Raw genomic sequence first — 15,216 nt, forward strand, 5'->3', positions numbered from 1 at the left:
TTTGGGATTAGGGGTCTGGAACTAGGAGTTTGGGCAAAAGAGGGGTGAGGAGGCAAGCGACTCCCGCAGCGAGGCAATGGGAATCTTCTCTAAAATTTCGTAGGCAAAGGCGTATATCAGCAACTGCTGGGCGCTGGCGGCATCAATACCCCGGCTTTGCAGGTAAAATACTTCGTCGGCCTCAAGCTGGCTAACGGTTGCGCCGTGGGTGCATTTTACGTTGTCGGCGACGATTTCAAGCTGGGGCTTGGTGTCAATCCGCGCTTTGGACGACAGCAGCAAGTTGCGGTTCAATTGTCCAGCATCGGTAAGCTGCGCGGCTTGCGGCACGAAGACTTTGCCGTTGAAGATGACATGAGCGCGATCGCCCACGATGTTTTTCTGCAACTGGCGCGTGGTGCAGTGGGGCTGGCGGAGGGCGATCGCGCTGTGCAGGTCGCTTTCCTGGTCGCCCGTGGCCACGGTCAGTCCGTTTAGCGTCACCTCGGCCTGGTCGCCCGTGGGATGCACCTCTAGGTGATGGCGCGACAGGGCTGCCCCCAGGCTGAGGGCATTGCAGGTGTATCGGGCGCTGCGCTTCAGGGAGACGGCGGTTTTGCCAATGTGAACCGCGGTTCGGCTGTCGCGCTGGAGGCGGGTGTGGTTCACCGAGGCGTTGTCGCCCAGCCAGATTTCGGTAACAGGGTTGACGAAGTAAGAATCGTCGGCTCCGTCGGCGATCGCCAGATAATCTTCCAGCAGCGTGATCGAGCTATTCGCCTCGGCGATCACCAGCACGCGGGGCTGGCTGAAGGTCGGCGGGTCTGCTGCGGTGGAGACAAACAACAGCCGAATCGGTTCTGCGGCTTCCACGTTCTTGGGCACAAACACAACCGCCACATCGCTCAAGCCAGCAGTGTTCAGCGTGGTAAATAGCTCCTCGGCGTTGGGCTGCTGCGCCAGGTAAGGCTGGAGTCGTTCTGTCCAAGCAGCATCCAGCCCTGCCAAGTTGGCCACCGTCACGCCCGATGGCAAGTCTCCCAGCGCCGACAGGCTCTCGGAATACACGCCGTTGACGAAGACTAGGCGGCGGCTGGCGGTTTCCGGCATGAAAAACGCTTCTAGGTCATCCAGCTGAACAACGGGGTTCGTCTCAGCCGTCGTCAGCTTCAGGCTAAGCAGCGCCGACAAGTCGTTGAACCGCCATTCCTCATCGCGGTTAGTCGGAAACTCCTGCTCCTGAAGCTGACCCAGAGCGCGATTCCGCAGTGGCTCTAGGGATGCAATCCGAGACGGAATCGCCTGCGCCAACTGCCGCAAGTGCTGAAGAAACTCGGCCCGCAGAGCAGCAGCCTGTGATATGGGTGTATTCACCTCTGGGGAAACTTGGACTGTCATCGTGCGATCGCCCCCTATGCCTTCACCGTCGCGTCTTCCAGCACCCACTCATAGCCGCGCTCCTCTAGCTCCAGCGCCAGTTCCTTCGTGCCGGTGCGGATAATTCGACCATTCGCCATCACATGCACATAGTCGGGCACGATGTAGTTCAGCAGGCGTTGATAGTGCGTAATCACCAGCATGGCGTTCTCAGCGTTCGCAAGCTGGTTTACGCCATCCGCCACCACCTTCAGCGCGTCAATGTCCAGTCCCGAATCCGTTTCGTCTAAAATCGCCAGCTTCGGCTCCAGCAGGGCCATTTGCAGGATTTCGTTGCGCTTCTTCTCGCCACCCGAAAAGCCCTCGTTCACGCTGCGGCTGAGAAAAGATGCGTCCATCTTTACTACGTCCAGCTTTTCGCGCACCAGTTCGTCGAAATCAAAGGCATCCAGTTCTTCTAGCCCCTGGTGCTTGCGCTTGGCGTTGTAGGCGACGCGCAAAAAGTCCAGATTGCTCACACCGGGAATCTCCAGCGGATACTGGAAAGCGAGGAAAATACCAGAGCGCGATCGCGCTTCAGGTTCCATCTCCAGCAAATTCTGCCCCAGGTAAATCACCTCGCCACCCGTTACTTCATAGTCCGGATGTCCAGCAACCACCTTAGAAAAGGTGCTTTTTCCAGAGCCATTCAGCCCCATAATGGCGTGAATTTCGCCCGCCCGAATTTCCAAATCCACACCCTTCAGAATCTCCGTGCCGTCCACCTCAGCCCTGAGATCCTTCACCGATAAAATCACATCGTTACTACCAATCATGGATTAGATTTCCTCTCTTACGCTGCGCTCTCCGTTATTGACTCAAAGCTATTGACTTAAAGCTATCGACTCAAAGTTATCAACTCAGATCTAATACTGATATCGACTATGGACTATTGATTCAGATATCGATTCAGAGTTGTCCAATTCGCTTCAGAACTTTGTAAGCATCATAAATTCCATTGACTCGGTTTCGGGTCGCAAACTGGTCAGACAACGCATACTGAGTCTGTTTTTCTTCAAGAGAATCTATACCGCCACGCCGGACAAGCTTCACAAACAAAAAAGCACCGCCTGTCGCAATCAATCCAAAGCACGACCTATCGGAATTGAGACTCGCCAGCATGTAGGTAAGAAGCTGCGCCAATCCTACCTCGGGCGCAAAAGAAAACTCTTTAGACTCGATGACCAGCGTCCAAAACTGTTCCTTCAGCAGTAAGACATCAATTTGTCCCTTCACGACTAAGCCGTCATCTTCTGCCGAAATCTCTACAGATTTCTCAGCCCGAATATGGAATGGGGGTAGATAAAAGCCAGCCAAAAAGAGCATGGGCCCAAGCACTGCCATCTGCACCGCTCTCTCCAAAAAGGGAGGACTTTCGAGCAGATTCAGACATCCTGCACGCAACCGATCTAGAAATTGCCGCTCAGATTCTGTGATTTCTGGTAAATCAACTCTCCATTCCCAGAAAAATGACTCATCCTCAACTAACGACAACCCAAAGTTGTGAGTCAGCGTTTGCAGGTCAGTTGCTCTAGCTTGGAGAGTTTGCACCATGACTCCATCAGGCTCCTAAACTACCCAACGCTGCCTTCGAGCTTTAGCGCCAAGAGGCGATCGGCCTCCACTGCAAATTCCATCGGCAGTTGGTTAAACACGTCCTTGCAGAAGCCGCTGATCATCATGGAGATGGCATCCTCAACGGAAATGCCGCGCTGCTGCAAGTAAAATAATTGGTCTTCGCCAATCTTGGACGTAGACGCTTCGTGTTCCACCCGTGCCGTGTTATTTTGCACTTGGATATAGGGGAAGGTGTTTGCGCCAGCAGTGTCGCCAATCAGCATCGAGTCACACTGGGAATAGTTGCGTGCGCCGTCTGCCTTGGGGCCAATCTTCACCAGCCCGCGATAGCTGTTCTTTGACTTGCCTGCGGAAATGCCCTTGGAAATAATCGTGCTGCGGGTGTTTTTGCCAACATGCACCATCTTGGTCCCCGTGTCGGCTTGCTGCATGTTGTTGGTCAGGGCAACGGAGTAGAACTCGCCCACGGAGTTATCGCCCACTAGCACGCAGCTTGGATATTTCCAGGTGATGGCAGACCCCGTTTCGACTTGCGTCCACGAGATCTTGGAATTCACGCCCTGACACAGGCCGCGCTTCGTCACAAAGTTATAGATGCCGCCCTTGCCGTTTTCGTCTCCGGCGTACCAGTTTTGCACGGTGGAATACTTGATTTCGGCATTGTCCAGTGCGACTAATTCCACCACAGCGGCATGGAGTTGGTTCGTATCGAACATCGGCGCGGTACAGCCTTCCAGATAGCTAACGTAGCTGCTTTCTTCTGCGACAATCAGCGTCCGCTCGAACTGTCCGGATTCACCATTGTTAATCCGGAAGTAGGTCGAAAGCTCCATCGGACAGTGAACGCCCTTGGGAATGTAGACGAACGACCCGTCGGAAAACACCGCTGAATTGAGTGCAGCAAAGTAATTGTCTGCAACCGGAACAACGCTGCCCAGATACCTCTGAATCAGATCCGGATACTCACGCATCGCTTCCGAGATCGAGCAGAAGATGACCCCCTCCTTCGCCAGCTTTTCGCGGAAGGTCGTGGCAACTGAAACGCTGTCGAAGATGGCATCCACCGCCACGTTGGACAGTCGCTTCTGCTCCGAAAGTGGAATGCCCAGCTTTTCAAAGGTTTCCAGCAGCGTCGGATCGACTTCTTCCAGGCTGTTGAGTTTTTTTGCCTGCTTGGGCGCGGAATAGTAGACGATGCTCTGATAGTCGATCGGCGGATATCCCACCGCAGCCCAGTTGGGTTCCTCCATTTTGAGCCACTGGCGATAGGCCTTGATGCGAAACTCCAGCATGAATTCTGGCTCGTTCTTTTTAGCAGAGATGAGCCGCACCACGTCTTCGCTTAGCCCACGCGGAATAGTGTCGGACTCAATCTCGGTGACAAAGCCGTATTTGTAGGGCTGATTTACAAGAGATTTGACAGAGGTAGACATTTTGAGGGTTAAGGGATTGGGGGTTTGGAGTTGAGGACTAGGCGCGAAGGGAAGGAATTGGGCACTGACTCAGATTCAGCTTGGAGGAAAGAACCAGTTGAAATAGGGAACCGCATAAGCCAAATGCATCTGTGATGAAATGCTTCTGCAATGGCTGGTTCGGTTCCCTAGACTTGACTTCTAATACTGGCTGGTAACTCCGCGGATTTCGTCGATGCTAATTTCCTGCTTGTCGCCTGCAAAGTCGTTGTCGGGGGTGAGAAAGAGCATACAGTGACATTCTTTGCGTTCGCGCATGGGGACGCAGGGGCAGTTCCAATAGGCTGCGGCCGCTTCGGCTTCTTTATCTTCGTAGTGGCGGCAGGGGCAGAGGGGCGCGCCTAGGTCGTCTTTGTGCTTGGCGAGGCCTTCGATGACCACTGCCGTAACGCCTGGATCAACGCAAAAGTAGGTGCCAGTGCGCTTTGCGTAGCTTTCTGCGAAGCTCCGCATAAGTTCCAGATTCTTTTCCGAAGCCTGAGTTGGTTTTTCCATGAGTAGGGCGACAGCGCGAACGATTCATGCCTATAATTAAAACAACTTGAGAGTTGCTTTAGTTCTATTGTAAGGGTACTTTAGCAACACTTCAGTTGTCAAAGTTAATTCTAAGGCGTTTTGACGCTTTTGAGGGACGATGACCGCAACTCAGCAACCGTCCACCAAGCAAGACATTCTGCATTACCTCGCTAAGCAGGGGCAGGTGAGCGCTCAGGCTTTGGCAGAGCATTTCGGAATTAGCCCCCAAGCGATACGCCGTCATCTAAAGGATTTGACGGATGAGGGTTTGGTGGAACACGAGGCTATGCAGGTAGGGATGGGTCGCCCCAACTATCTGTATAGGCTGAGTCGAGAGGGGCGCGATCGCCTGCCTGAGCGCTACGACGAGTTTGCCGTGTCCTTGCTGACGACTCTGGCGGAAACCGTCGGCCCCGACCAGATGGGGTCCATTCTTCGCAAGCAGTGGGAACAAAAAGCCCTGGAATATCGCAAGCAGGTCGGTGCGGGCACGCTGCAAGAGCGAGTCATGCGGCTGGTTGATCTGCGAAAAGCCGAAGGCTACATGGCCGAGTGGCACTTTGTTGAACCTGAAGACGGGGCAGAGCCGCAGTTCATTATTACGGAATATAACTGTGCTATTTCGCACATTGCTGAGTCGTTTCCTAGCGTGTGTGGTCATGAGCTAGAAATGTTTGAGATGGCGCTGGGAGACTGTCGCGTTCAGCGAACGCACTGGTTAGCCAATGGAGAACATCGCTGCGGCTACCTGATTCAGGCGCAGTAGCGCTCGGTTTCCGCAATGCATCTTTCCACAATGCATCGGTGATAATGCATCGGTGGTGATAATGCATCGGTGATAATGCATCAATGGTTTTGATAGAGCAAACTGGCTGGGCGATCGCCCTTCTGCCTGTATGCCTCACGACGTGCTTTCCTGACTGTTGCAGGGTTGTTAAACCTGACGCTTTGTGTAAAGAGTTGGGGCATAATGAACGAAACTCTTCCGAGGCAAAATCTCACTCGCCTTCGGTCTTGCCCAGGTCTGCATTGCCTACTCGTCTCCCCTCTTTCAACCACTCACCTTACTCATGATGCACTTTCGCTCGCTCAATGCCTCCTTGCTCCTGTCTGTGGCTTCTCTCCTGATCGGACTGGGAACACCAGCCTACGCCCAGAGCGCCACCCAACAAGGCAGGACGATGTATAACCCCATCCCTCTGCCTTCTAGCAACGAGGTGACGGACACCCTTTCGGACAAGGATATTCCGACTGGGTTTGGGGGCTTTGCCCGCGATTACGTTGTAACTTTTCAAAAGGGCGACCAAGTGGTGATGGATCTGCTCTCCGACGAATTCGATACCATCATTACGCTGATTGCGCCCGATGGCACCACCATTGGCGAAAATGATGACGGCCCCGATGGAACCACGAATTCGCTGCTGTTTATGCGGATTACTCAAGACGGCAATTACATTCTGCGGGTGCGTCCCTACGGCGGCCAGGGCAGTGGGCGGTTTACGCTAAAGGTGACTCGGCTACGCCCCATCTAGCCATGCTGGAGGTTAAAGACAGAGAAAATGGCGATCGCCCCTCAAAAGGGGTTGCCAAGATCTCTCAAAGTCTGTTAGCTTGATTAAGCGCTGAAGTTTTCCAAAGGCGTTTGGGTTGCTCCAAGCCTCTAGAAAGCTTTATCTGCCGGGATAGCTCAGTTGGTAGAGCAGAGGACTGAAAATCCTCGTGTCGGCGGTTCAAGTCCGCCTCCTGGCATTTTTTAGATTGCAAGTTTTTAGTTTCAAGAAACGGGTGCCTTTTGAGGGGCACCCGGCGCATCAGGAAGGTTTGATTACTGAAGTGGATTCTGTCCGCTGCTATTCTTGCGCCCACTCGAAGGCTTCGCGCTTGGCGTAGATATTGCGGACATGCTTTTTCACGGTGTCTACGGTGATGTGCAGATTGGCGGCGATCGCCTTATAGGTCCAGTTTAGATGGCGCAACAGCCAGACCTCTGCCTCACGTTCCGTCAGTCCATAGCGCTCTCGTTCGGCGATCGCCCGTTTGCGGGCAGACTGCATCCGGTCCTCGATCGTCACGCGCAGGCACGGCCGCTCTACTGATTCCAGCGAGATCCACTCCACCCGAACTCGCAAAGGATTGTTGTTGCTGGTGAGGATTTCGTCTTCTAGAATCACGGTCGTATCCTGGTGTAGCGCTCGGTTATTCACCAGCATTTGGCAAATGCGCCAGATCTGGTTAGGCAAGCGCATAGTTTTCAACCCATCAGACGATAACATTCGGCAAATTTCATGGGCTGAGCGATTGGCGTAGATGACCTCGCCGCGATCGCTCACAATCAGCACACCATCGATAAAGCTCTCGAAAATCGCTTGCAGTAAAAAGTTGCTGTTCATGGGGGCTTTCCAAAATACACTGCATTTGCCTCGGCGAATGAAAAAGTCAGTTTCCCTGATTCATAGGTTCCTGGCTGATTGCTCTGGCGGAGCTTTGGGGCAAAGCATAAACGTCAGAGTCATTCGTTGAGGTCGCAGCATTTTCTCGCTAGGTGAGCGCTATCTGAATCGCTCTACGTTTGGGCTTCGGAGTGCGATTGATGCATCCCACCGCTTCAAAAATGCTGTACCCCGATTGAAATCCACCGATCTTGTGTTCAGAAGTGGCACTGTGCCACTATCCAAACTGCTGCTCCGGATGGGGCGTGTGGATGATGGAAAATCATAGGTTGAGCGTTTAACTGAGCGCTTAACTAAGTTGCCACACGAGAGATTGGTTGCTGAAACAAACTGGAACTGTTCGGCGGTGTCGCGCACAGCACTGCGGATTGTACAGGTGCGATGGCACACCGCCGAAAACACCTTGCTCAGCGGTGCGCCATCGCGCCCCCTGAGAGAATCCTGAGGGCGATCGCAACGGCATCCAGGCAGACAATAGAGCAAGACGCAATCCGGACGCGAAATCATTCCAAATGCCGAGTTGATTGGGTAGAGCTATTGCAGTTATCGGCTCTGCTTCCAGGTTTTACGCAGTGATTTTTGGGGTTAGGCTGGGGTTAAGCTTCAGTGGGTGATTGGTCTGCAAAAGGGCGTAAAGCTCCAGATATGCCAGAGGCTTTTTACTCTTTCCTATCAGTGTTTCTGAGGGTCTACGAAAGGGGCGCATCCCAGTTGTGCAAGTTTGCCCTCATCCCCCAGCCCCTTCTCCCTTTTTGGGAGAAGGGGAGCCGAATTGTACGAAAGAAATTGCCAGAAGCCCCGCAGATGCATGACTGGCAATCCAAAATCCAAAATCGTTAGTGTCCCGATTTATTCGCCACCCTCACAATGACCAATCAAGAACAACCATGCTGTAAGGGTTTCAGCAGTTGCCAGATTGAGGTGGCGAAAAACTAAGGACACTAACCAAAATCTAAAATCCAAAATTGAGATCAGCCTGCTGCTTCCCAGGGTTCGATTTTGGCGCGGACGCTTTTCAGGTGTTTTTTCACGGTTTCCAGCGTGATGTAGCAGAGGTCGGCAATTTCCTGGCGGCTGTGGCCAGCGCGGTGCAGTTCCCAAATTTCTGTTTCGCGTCGGGTGAGACGAAAGCGACGGGCTTCGGCGCGGGCGGCTCGGCGGCGCAGGCTGTCCTGGTCTTCCAGAATCACCAGCAGATAAGGGCGATCGCCCTCAGCTAGGGTCATCCAGTGCGATCGCATCCGAATTTGCTGGCGCGGTTCCACGAAATATTCGCCATCTTGAACCGTGAGTTTGTCAACGTGGCCAGTCGTGACTAACTGGCACACTTGCCAGATATCAGTCGGTACTTGGAGGGGCGATCGCCGCTCAGACTGGGCCCGATGCCACAGCACCGTACAAATCTGTCGGGCGGCATCGTTTGCAACAATCAGCTCGGTTTCCGTTGCAATGAGAACACCGTCTAACAAGCTCTCAAAAAGCGAAATCGGGGGCGTAATGGGAGGCTTGGTGGGAGGCTTGGTGGGAGGCTTGGTGGGAAACATATTGGGGGTCATATTAGGGGGCATCATTTATGACTATCTGCCGAAAACTTTCAAATCACGGTGCTGGAAATAGCGCCAGACAGCACAACACCTCAACTTTCTGGGAAGCCCTTGATTGCAAATATGCAAGCAATTTTGAACCGACTGTCTGTGCTGTAGCGTTTAACAGGTGGCGCTGAATGGATGGATCTCAACTGCTAACAGATGAGACTCGAATTGAACGAAAACGACGAATTCAGGGGCTAGAGGCGATCGCATCGCAGGTCGTCAAATTGCACTCTACGCGCTACTCGATACGCGCTCTATAGGCTCTACAACCTACTGACCCAGTTGGCGCAAAGTCATCCGGGCGATCGCCCAGGTGAAACAGAGTCAGCATCGTACTACAGGGTATTACACTCTCACGATAGGCTATTCCGGATGCTCTGTCAATATCAATTCTTAGTATCAAGCTGGTGCAATGCCGCTGCAATGGGCGCGCTCCAGCTATTCTTCTTCTAGCAAAATCCGCACCCAGCGCGGCGGTTCCGGAATGGCGTTGCCCAGCCGCCCCAGCAAGAGCCAGGCCGCCAGGTGAATCGTGAACACATACACCAGATCGCTCAGCAAAAAGGCCCCCACCGTCAGCGCCTGCACCGCAGACAGATTAATCTGTCCCAGAGCCTCAACCCCCAACACGCCCCAGTCCACCAGCCGCGTCACCAGCCACTCCAGCAAATCGGCGATGCGCCGCGTCAAATAAACCCACAGGTCTTCGCCCACGAAGGCAGACGTTAGAGCGACTCGCGCAAACAGGCCTAGCGTCGCCAGCACTGCGCCAATGCTAATGGAAACCGGCCAACCTGCGCCCCGCCGCCACAAAAAGCCAAGCTGCACGCCCAGCAGTCCGTAGGGAATGATGAACAAGATGCTGAGAAATGGGCCCATTAGCACCGATAGCAGTAGCCCCGTCACCAGCAGCGACATCCAGGCGGCCCGCGCTCCCCAGCGCAAATACACCAGGGCGATCGGCAGCGGAAACACAATCCGCATCCAGGGCACAAGGCTGAGATAGTAGCTCACCAGCCACAGCAGCCCCGCCGTGCTAGACAAAAATGCCGTTTCCACCAGCTTAAGCGGAGCCGGAGCTACGTTTACCTGCACGGGCGAGGGATCAGAAGCGTCGGCGATCGCCCGTGCAGGTTCCTCGCCCATTGCCCGCAGTGCTGCGTCCCATTCGGCATCGCTGGACGAAGAGGGGCGATCAAAGGGTGAACGGGAGGGCGATCGCCCTGTTCCCTGCCACCCCTGGGCATCATCTTCTGCTGGCACGTCATCTTGCAAATGGCTCATCCCAGTTTCAAACCGCAGCTTTTCTACTATACTTGCCTGCCAGGTTTGTGACGTTCTTGCCACACTTGCTTCACATCGGTTCAAGCTGATACGTGATACTCACAAGCGTAGTATTCAAAAGCTTGGGATTCACAAGCACGTTATGAGCATGATGAGCCTTGTCCAGGCACTAATATACTTCGCACAGCAATTTCAGCCCTCACCCTTTTCTGGTGTGCCGAAGGCTTTTAAGCCCTCTCCCAGAGCGGGAGAGGGACTTCAACCCCATATCTAGCTCCCCTTATCCCCACTTGGGAGAAGGGGCTGGGGGATAAGGGCAGTAAGTTTGCTGTCTCAGGTATGTCAGTGCCCTTGTCCAGCCCTAGAACTCAGATGTCAAGATGCCAATCTAGTTGTTGTTGTCGTTTTGTAGCAATCCATCCAGCCCTTCCAAAATACCGATAACTGATCCCAGAGGATTCAGCACACGTCCCACCATCTGTAGAAAGCTCGTGTCCTGTCGCTTGGGGACGATGACGACATCCCCGTCTTGAATCTCGTTGGCATCGCTGAGATTACGGAGATCAATCACTCGTCGCTCGATAACCCCCTGCTCGTTCATGCGGATAAAGGCGACGCGGCTGAGACGGGCATCTTCTGTCGGGCCTCCGGCGATCGCCACAGCGCTAGACACCGAACTACCGGGCGGCACCTGCACTTCACCCGGCTTGGTCACTTCGCCCACCACGCGCACCCGCACCGTCGCAGGCGAGAAGCTAGAGCGGGCTAACAATCGACGATCCAAAATTTCGCCCTGACCCAGCGGGGGAATGTAAATGCTGTCGCCATCTTGAATCAACAGGTCAGCAGAGGCGTTGTCACTGCTGATCGCATCCCACAGGTTAATCGTGTAGGACTGATTGCCACCGTTGGGGCCAACGCGACGCAGATAGACTTGGCGAATATCGGCATTGCGCGTGATGCCACCTGCCGAGATCAGCGCGGCGCTGAGTGTGGGCGTGCCTTGCAGGTCTGTTCCTCGCACCGGCCCAGGACGCATCACTTCGCCAGCAACGTTGACCACGATCGGGCGCGGAGTTAGCACGGTCACTGTGGTTGCTGGATTGACCAAGATTGCCCGCAGCCGCTCGGTTAGGTCTTGCTTGAATTGCTCTGTAGTCTTACCCGCTGCCTGAATTGGCCCAATCAGCGGCAGGGTGATGGTGCCGTCTGGCAGGATCGAAGTAGTCAGGGTGTATTCGTCATACCCATAGACGGCAATGCTCAGTTCATCGCCCGTGCCGAGAATGTAGGCAGGTTGCAGCAGCGGAGAGGCAGCGCTGACGGCGGTTACATTCGACACATTCTGCCCGGTCACCGTTTGGGCGGGCGTAAGGCTGGGCGAGGCGATCAGGATCGCTGCCGAGGTGACAGCCGAGTAGCCGATGCGCTTGACAATTTTCCAGGTCAGCATGGGTTGATAGAGGATAAAAAGGACGAAAAAGCTGGCGATCGCCCCCAGCCCGCCAGGGTGCAGGAGATCCAGTTCGGCAATCCAGCAAGACTTTCAGTGGTATCTCTAGTATTGCGATCGCGCCCTTATGCTGGCTAGACCATTCAGTAAAGTTTCGGTGAGGGTTGACCGGAATTTTACGGGTTTCCAAGTCAAGATTACGTAAAGTCCTGAATTAGCTCCGTCTGGCTGAGCAATGCCTCCGCTGCTTCCGCATCGATCGCCTTGCTAAACAAAAATCCTTGACCGCATTCGCAGTTCATCTCTTTCAGGCGGGTCACCTGTTCGGGATCTTCCACCCCCTCAGCGGTAACATCCAGCCCGAGGCTATGGGCCAGGTTGATAATCGTGCGGACGATGGCAGCGCTGTCCTTATCGGTATGCATCTTGGTGATAAAGGAGCGGTCGATTTTCAGCGTGTTGATGGGAAAACGGTAGAGGTAGCTGAGGGAGGAATAGCCCGTGCCAAAGTCGTCGATAGCAAGCTGGATGCCGAGCGATCGCAGTTGATAGAGCATATCGATGACGGCTCGACCGTTTTCCATAATCGTGCCTTCCGTAATTTCCAGCTTCAGGCTGGAGGCATCTAGCCCCGTTTCGTAGAGGATGCCCTGGATTTGCTGGGTCAGGTCGGGCAGGGAAAACTGGCGGCTGGAGAGGTTGACGTTGATCGTCAGCGGCGGCAGGTCGGGAAACTGCATCTGCCAGCGGTTCATCTGGCGGCAGGCCTGGCGCAAAATCCACCAGCCTAGGGGGATAATCTGCCCGGTTTCCTCTGCCATTGGAATGAATTTTCCCGGCGACAAAAATCCCGTGCTGGGGTGATACCAGCGGATCAGTGCCTCGAAGCCCACAATGCGCCGAGTGTCGAGTTGCACCAGCGGCTGATAGTGCAAAAATAGCTCCGGTTCTGGGTTGTCTGCGCCGATCATGGCGTAGCGCTCTTCCTGGGCAATCGCCCGCCGCAGATCATTTTCTAGCTTGAGCCGGGCCAACATGCGGTTGTGCATGGCCGGGTCAAAGACTTGGTGGCGAGCCTTGCCGCTGGCCTTGGCGCGATGCAGCGCTGTGTCGGCATCTTGCAGCATATGCTCCGCCTGGGTATAGCGGGCAGAGCTAATGGCAATGCCGATACTGATGGTAATGTAAACCTCTTGGTCGCCAACGTTGAATGGCCGGGCCAAGATTTGCTGAAGCTGCTCGGCAGTGCGGGTGGCTTCGCGCTCGTCTTCAATGTTGGGCAGCAGGATAGCAAACTCATCCCCCGGCAGCCGAGACACCACAGCTTCGCTGGGCAAAAAACCCTTCAGGCGATGCGCCGTGGCAATCAAAAGCTGGTCGCCAACGCTGTTCCCCAGGCTGTTGTTGACCACCTGAAACCGATCCAGGTCAATCAGCAAGACAGCATGAAAACAGAGCGGATATTCCTGGGAAAAGGCGATCGCCTGCCGCAGTCGATCCAAGAAAAAGGCCCGGTTGGGCAGCCCAGTCAAGTCGTCGTAGTAGGCGTTGTGCCAAAGCTGGTCTTCGGCCTCTTTGCGCTGGGTGATGTCGCTTTGGGAGCCCGCCATCCGATAGGCTGTGCCGTCCCGATGCTTGATAGCCACACCCCGCGTCAGCATCCAGCGATAGCTGCCCTCGCGATGAATCATGCGATGCTCATGCTCGAAATGGGCCGTGTGCCCGTCGAGATGCTCTTGGAGGGCGGCCTTGAGCGAATCTAGGTCATCGGGATGCACCCGCTCGTACCATTCCTCAAGGCGATCGCCCACCTCCGACTCCTCCCAGCCCAGCATTTCCTTCCAGCGCGGGGAATAGTAAACCTGATTAGTCATCAGGTTCCAGTCCCACAGACCCTCGTTCGACCCCTGCACTGCCAGGGCATAGCGTTCCTCACTCTGGCGCAGCAGCAGGTTGGTTCGCGACTGTTCCCGCAGCGCCACCGCCGCCCCCGTCAGCGTCACCAGCAGCACAGGCATCGCTACCGGAATCCAATACTGGTAATGAAACAACAGCACCGACAGCCCCAGCCAGCCCAAACACAGCCCCAGCCACGCCATCAGCCGCCGCTCAAACGACCACCCCATCAGCCCAAAGCTCAGCACCGGCCCGCCCAAGAGCAGCAGCAGCAATCCCTGCCAGCCGTTGCCCAGCCGTCGCAGGTCATTCTGCTGAAGCAGGTTGCTAATCGCAGCCGCTTGCAGGTACATATCGCTGACCGGAACAGTCCGGTCAAACGGCGTTTGCAGCGAGTTCATGGGGGAGGTAGTAATGCCCACCAGCACAATCTTGTCTCGGAAAAACTGGAGCGGCACCTGCCCCCGCACCACATCTGCGTAGGAGTAGTGAGTCAATTCGCGGGCAGCGGCGGGCCAGTTGATCCAGAGTTCCTGGTTGGGATTTTCCACAACAATGCGCTCTCCCAGCGGGCGCAGGTGGAGATTGGCCGCCACGAGCGACAGCGCTGGCACCCCATAGCGTCGCAGGCGAATCTGGCGCACCAATCCATCCAGGTCTTCCCGCGAAAAGACGTGTCCGATATCAACTGCAACGGCTCGTAGGGGCAAAGAGGGCACGATCGCCGAGTCGGTATCAGTCCAGGACTGGCCCAACACAACTTTTCCAGATTCTCCCATCGCCGCCACTAGGGCCATGTCCTGGGGGTCATTTTCCGACAAGAGCGGGTTGAGGACGATGACGCTGGGTTGGGCGGGGCTAAGCTGGTTAATTAGGTCTGCGTAGCGATCGCGCGTCCAAACGGCTTGCCCAATGCTCCGCTGGCTTTCTTCATCAATTTCGACCACGACGATATCCCTGCTCCAGGGAATGGGCCCACGCAGCGAGAAGAGGGCGTTGTATCCCAAATGTTCTAGAGACTGCACTAGGCCCAGATGAATCAGCCCCAGCACCAGCAGTCCCGCTAATACTCCCGGCAAAATCCGATCCCAAACCGTCTTCACCAGCGGCAAGCGCTGAATCGCGAACGGCAGTTTTGCGGGCGGCTTTAACCAATGGAGCATGATAGGGGCGTGTATCCAGCGACTATAGGCATTCTTGGAAATTTCGTAGCAGCATTTTGGGGCGGTTTTTCTGGCGGCTTTTGGAAGTCGTTTTAGAAGTCGTTTCAGACAGCTTTTCCTTTGGTGAACGTTTGAGTTCTCAGTTCGAGACGTTGCCAAGAGGACGTTGCCAAGAGAATGTTACGCCAACTTTAACGCTTTACCTTTAACGCTTTACCGCCTGACGGCTAAGGCGAGATGCCCTGGCGCAAACTGCCTCGCTTCTGGAGAGTCGTTCGCCTGGGCCGAGCGTGTTCCAACACGACTCGAAAAGGGGTTAGGCTGCTGACATCGTGAGATGACATTGTGAAACGGGTGAAACAACGCAGTAGATTGCGCTGGGTGGCACCTGTCTAGCAACGAATTGGGCAAAATAGC

12 protein-coding genes and 1 tRNA gene are annotated in these 15,216 nt (G+C 54.9%); 3 read left to right on the plus strand and 10 right to left on the minus strand.

What is annotated here, in order from left to right; all coding sequences use genetic code 11:
- Positions 1-21: 21 nt before the first annotated feature.
- The 5 genes from sufD to HPC62_RS10975 form a co-directional block, all read right to left on the minus strand.
- Complete coding sequence (gene sufD, locus HPC62_RS10955; protein WP_172355603.1) at positions 22-1,377, minus strand: Fe-S cluster assembly protein SufD; 1,356 nt, start codon at positions 1,375-1,377, stop codon at positions 22-24.
- A 14-nt stretch (positions 1,378-1,391) separates the two neighbouring features.
- Positions 1,392-2,171: a Fe-S cluster assembly ATPase SufC gene (sufC, locus tag HPC62_RS10960; protein WP_172355605.1), complete on the minus strand. Its 780-nt coding sequence runs from the start codon at positions 2,169-2,171 to the stop codon at positions 1,392-1,394.
- Positions 2,172-2,304: 133 nt separating this feature from the next.
- Positions 2,305-2,949, minus strand: coding sequence for a restriction endonuclease subunit R (locus HPC62_RS10965; RefSeq protein WP_172355607.1), 645 nt, complete (start codon positions 2,947-2,949; stop codon positions 2,305-2,307).
- A gap of 20 nt (positions 2,950-2,969) precedes the next feature.
- The gene (gene sufB, locus HPC62_RS10970; protein WP_172355609.1) at positions 2,970-4,406 is read right to left on the minus strand and encodes a Fe-S cluster assembly protein SufB; all 1,437 of its coding nucleotides are present in this window, start codon (positions 4,404-4,406) and stop codon (positions 2,970-2,972) included.
- A 180-nt stretch (positions 4,407-4,586) separates the two neighbouring features.
- Positions 4,587-4,940, minus strand: a complete 354-nt coding sequence (locus HPC62_RS10975) for a ferredoxin-thioredoxin reductase catalytic domain-containing protein (protein ID WP_172355611.1) — start codon at positions 4,938-4,940, stop codon at positions 4,587-4,589.
- Between the two features lie 139 nt (positions 4,941-5,079).
- Here HPC62_RS10975 and sufR point away from each other — a divergent pair, with 139 nt between their 5' ends.
- The 3 genes from sufR (at position 5,080) to HPC62_RS10990 (ending at position 6,710) form a co-directional block, all read left to right on the plus strand.
- The gene (gene sufR, locus HPC62_RS10980) at positions 5,080-5,727 is read left to right on the plus strand and encodes an iron-sulfur cluster biosynthesis transcriptional regulator SufR (protein ID WP_172355613.1); all 648 of its coding nucleotides are present in this window, start codon (positions 5,080-5,082) and stop codon (positions 5,725-5,727) included.
- A 304-nt stretch (positions 5,728-6,031) separates the two neighbouring features.
- Positions 6,032-6,493 carry a PPC domain-containing protein gene (locus tag HPC62_RS10985; RefSeq protein WP_225906634.1) on the plus strand — a complete coding sequence of 154 codons (462 nt, stop codon included), beginning with the start codon at positions 6,032-6,034 and terminating at the stop codon, positions 6,491-6,493.
- A gap of 144 nt (positions 6,494-6,637) precedes the next feature.
- Positions 6,638-6,710: transfer RNA gene (locus tag HPC62_RS10990), tRNA-Phe, on the plus strand.
- A 101-nt stretch (positions 6,711-6,811) separates the two neighbouring features.
- On the opposite strand, the gene HPC62_RS10995 is transcribed toward HPC62_RS10990, so the two are convergent.
- The 5 genes from HPC62_RS10995 to HPC62_RS11015 all read right to left on the minus strand — a co-directional run bounded on the left by HPC62_RS10995 (position 6,812) and on the right by HPC62_RS11015 (position 14,799).
- Positions 6,812-7,351 carry a helix-turn-helix transcriptional regulator gene (locus tag HPC62_RS10995; RefSeq protein ID WP_172355615.1) on the minus strand — a complete coding sequence of 180 codons (540 nt, stop codon included), beginning with the start codon at positions 7,349-7,351 and terminating at the stop codon, positions 6,812-6,814.
- A 1,031-nt stretch (positions 7,352-8,382) separates the two neighbouring features.
- Positions 8,383-8,967, minus strand: a complete 585-nt coding sequence (locus tag HPC62_RS11000) for a helix-turn-helix transcriptional regulator (protein WP_172355617.1) — start codon at positions 8,965-8,967, stop codon at positions 8,383-8,385.
- A 474-nt stretch (positions 8,968-9,441) separates the two neighbouring features.
- Positions 9,442-10,287 (minus strand): DUF2232 domain-containing protein, encoded by an 846-nt coding sequence (locus HPC62_RS11005; protein ID WP_225906633.1) that lies wholly within the window; start codon positions 10,285-10,287, stop codon positions 9,442-9,444.
- A gap of 388 nt (positions 10,288-10,675) precedes the next feature.
- Positions 10,676-11,740 carry a polysaccharide biosynthesis/export family protein gene (locus tag HPC62_RS11010; protein ID WP_172355619.1) on the minus strand — a complete coding sequence of 355 codons (1,065 nt, stop codon included), beginning with the start codon at positions 11,738-11,740 and terminating at the stop codon, positions 10,676-10,678.
- 197 nt (positions 11,741-11,937) lie between these two features.
- On the minus strand, positions 11,938-14,799 hold the full coding sequence (locus HPC62_RS11015; RefSeq protein WP_172355621.1) for an EAL domain-containing protein: 2,862 nt from the start codon (positions 14,797-14,799) through the stop codon (positions 11,938-11,940).
- Between the last annotated feature and the right edge of the window lie 417 nt (positions 14,800-15,216).

Origin of the sequence: Thermoleptolyngbya sichuanensis A183 (assembly GCF_013177315.1) — a bacterium.
Classification (GTDB): Bacteria; Cyanobacteriota; Cyanobacteriia; order Elainellales; family Elainellaceae; genus Thermoleptolyngbya; species Thermoleptolyngbya sichuanensis.

Excerpts from the sequence above, each read along its gene's own strand:
- HPC62_RS11015 (WP_172355621.1), bottom strand. The coding sequence starts at position 14,799 with ATGCTCCATTGGTTAAAGCCGCCCGCAAAACTGCCGTTCGCGATTCAG.
- HPC62_RS10965 (WP_172355607.1), bottom strand. The coding sequence starts at position 2,949 with ATGGTGCAAACTCTCCAAGCTAGAGCAACTGACCTGCAAACGCTGACT.
- sufB (WP_172355609.1), bottom strand. The coding sequence starts at position 4,406 with ATGTCTACCTCTGTCAAATCTCTTGTAAATCAGCCCTACAAATACGGC.
- HPC62_RS11005 (WP_225906633.1), bottom strand. The coding sequence starts at position 10,287 with ATGAGCCATTTGCAAGATGACGTGCCAGCAGAAGATGATGCCCAGGGG.
- HPC62_RS10995 (WP_172355615.1), bottom strand. The coding sequence starts at position 7,351 with ATGAACAGCAACTTTTTACTGCAAGCGATTTTCGAGAGCTTTATCGAT.
- sufC (WP_172355605.1), bottom strand. The coding sequence starts at position 2,171 with ATGATTGGTAGTAACGATGTGATTTTATCGGTGAAGGATCTCAGGGCT.
- HPC62_RS10985 (WP_225906634.1), top strand. The coding sequence starts at position 6,032 with ATGATGCACTTTCGCTCGCTCAATGCCTCCTTGCTCCTGTCTGTGGCT.
- sufR (WP_172355613.1), top strand. The coding sequence starts at position 5,080 with ATGACCGCAACTCAGCAACCGTCCACCAAGCAAGACATTCTGCATTAC.
- HPC62_RS11010 (WP_172355619.1), bottom strand. The coding sequence starts at position 11,740 with ATGCTGACCTGGAAAATTGTCAAGCGCATCGGCTACTCGGCTGTCACC.
- sufD (WP_172355603.1), bottom strand. The coding sequence starts at position 1,377 with ATGACAGTCCAAGTTTCCCCAGAGGTGAATACACCCATATCACAGGCT.
- HPC62_RS11000 (WP_172355617.1), bottom strand. The coding sequence starts at position 8,967 with ATGACCCCCAATATGTTTCCCACCAAGCCTCCCACCAAGCCTCCCACC.
- HPC62_RS10975 (WP_172355611.1), bottom strand. The coding sequence starts at position 4,940 with ATGGAAAAACCAACTCAGGCTTCGGAAAAGAATCTGGAACTTATGCGG.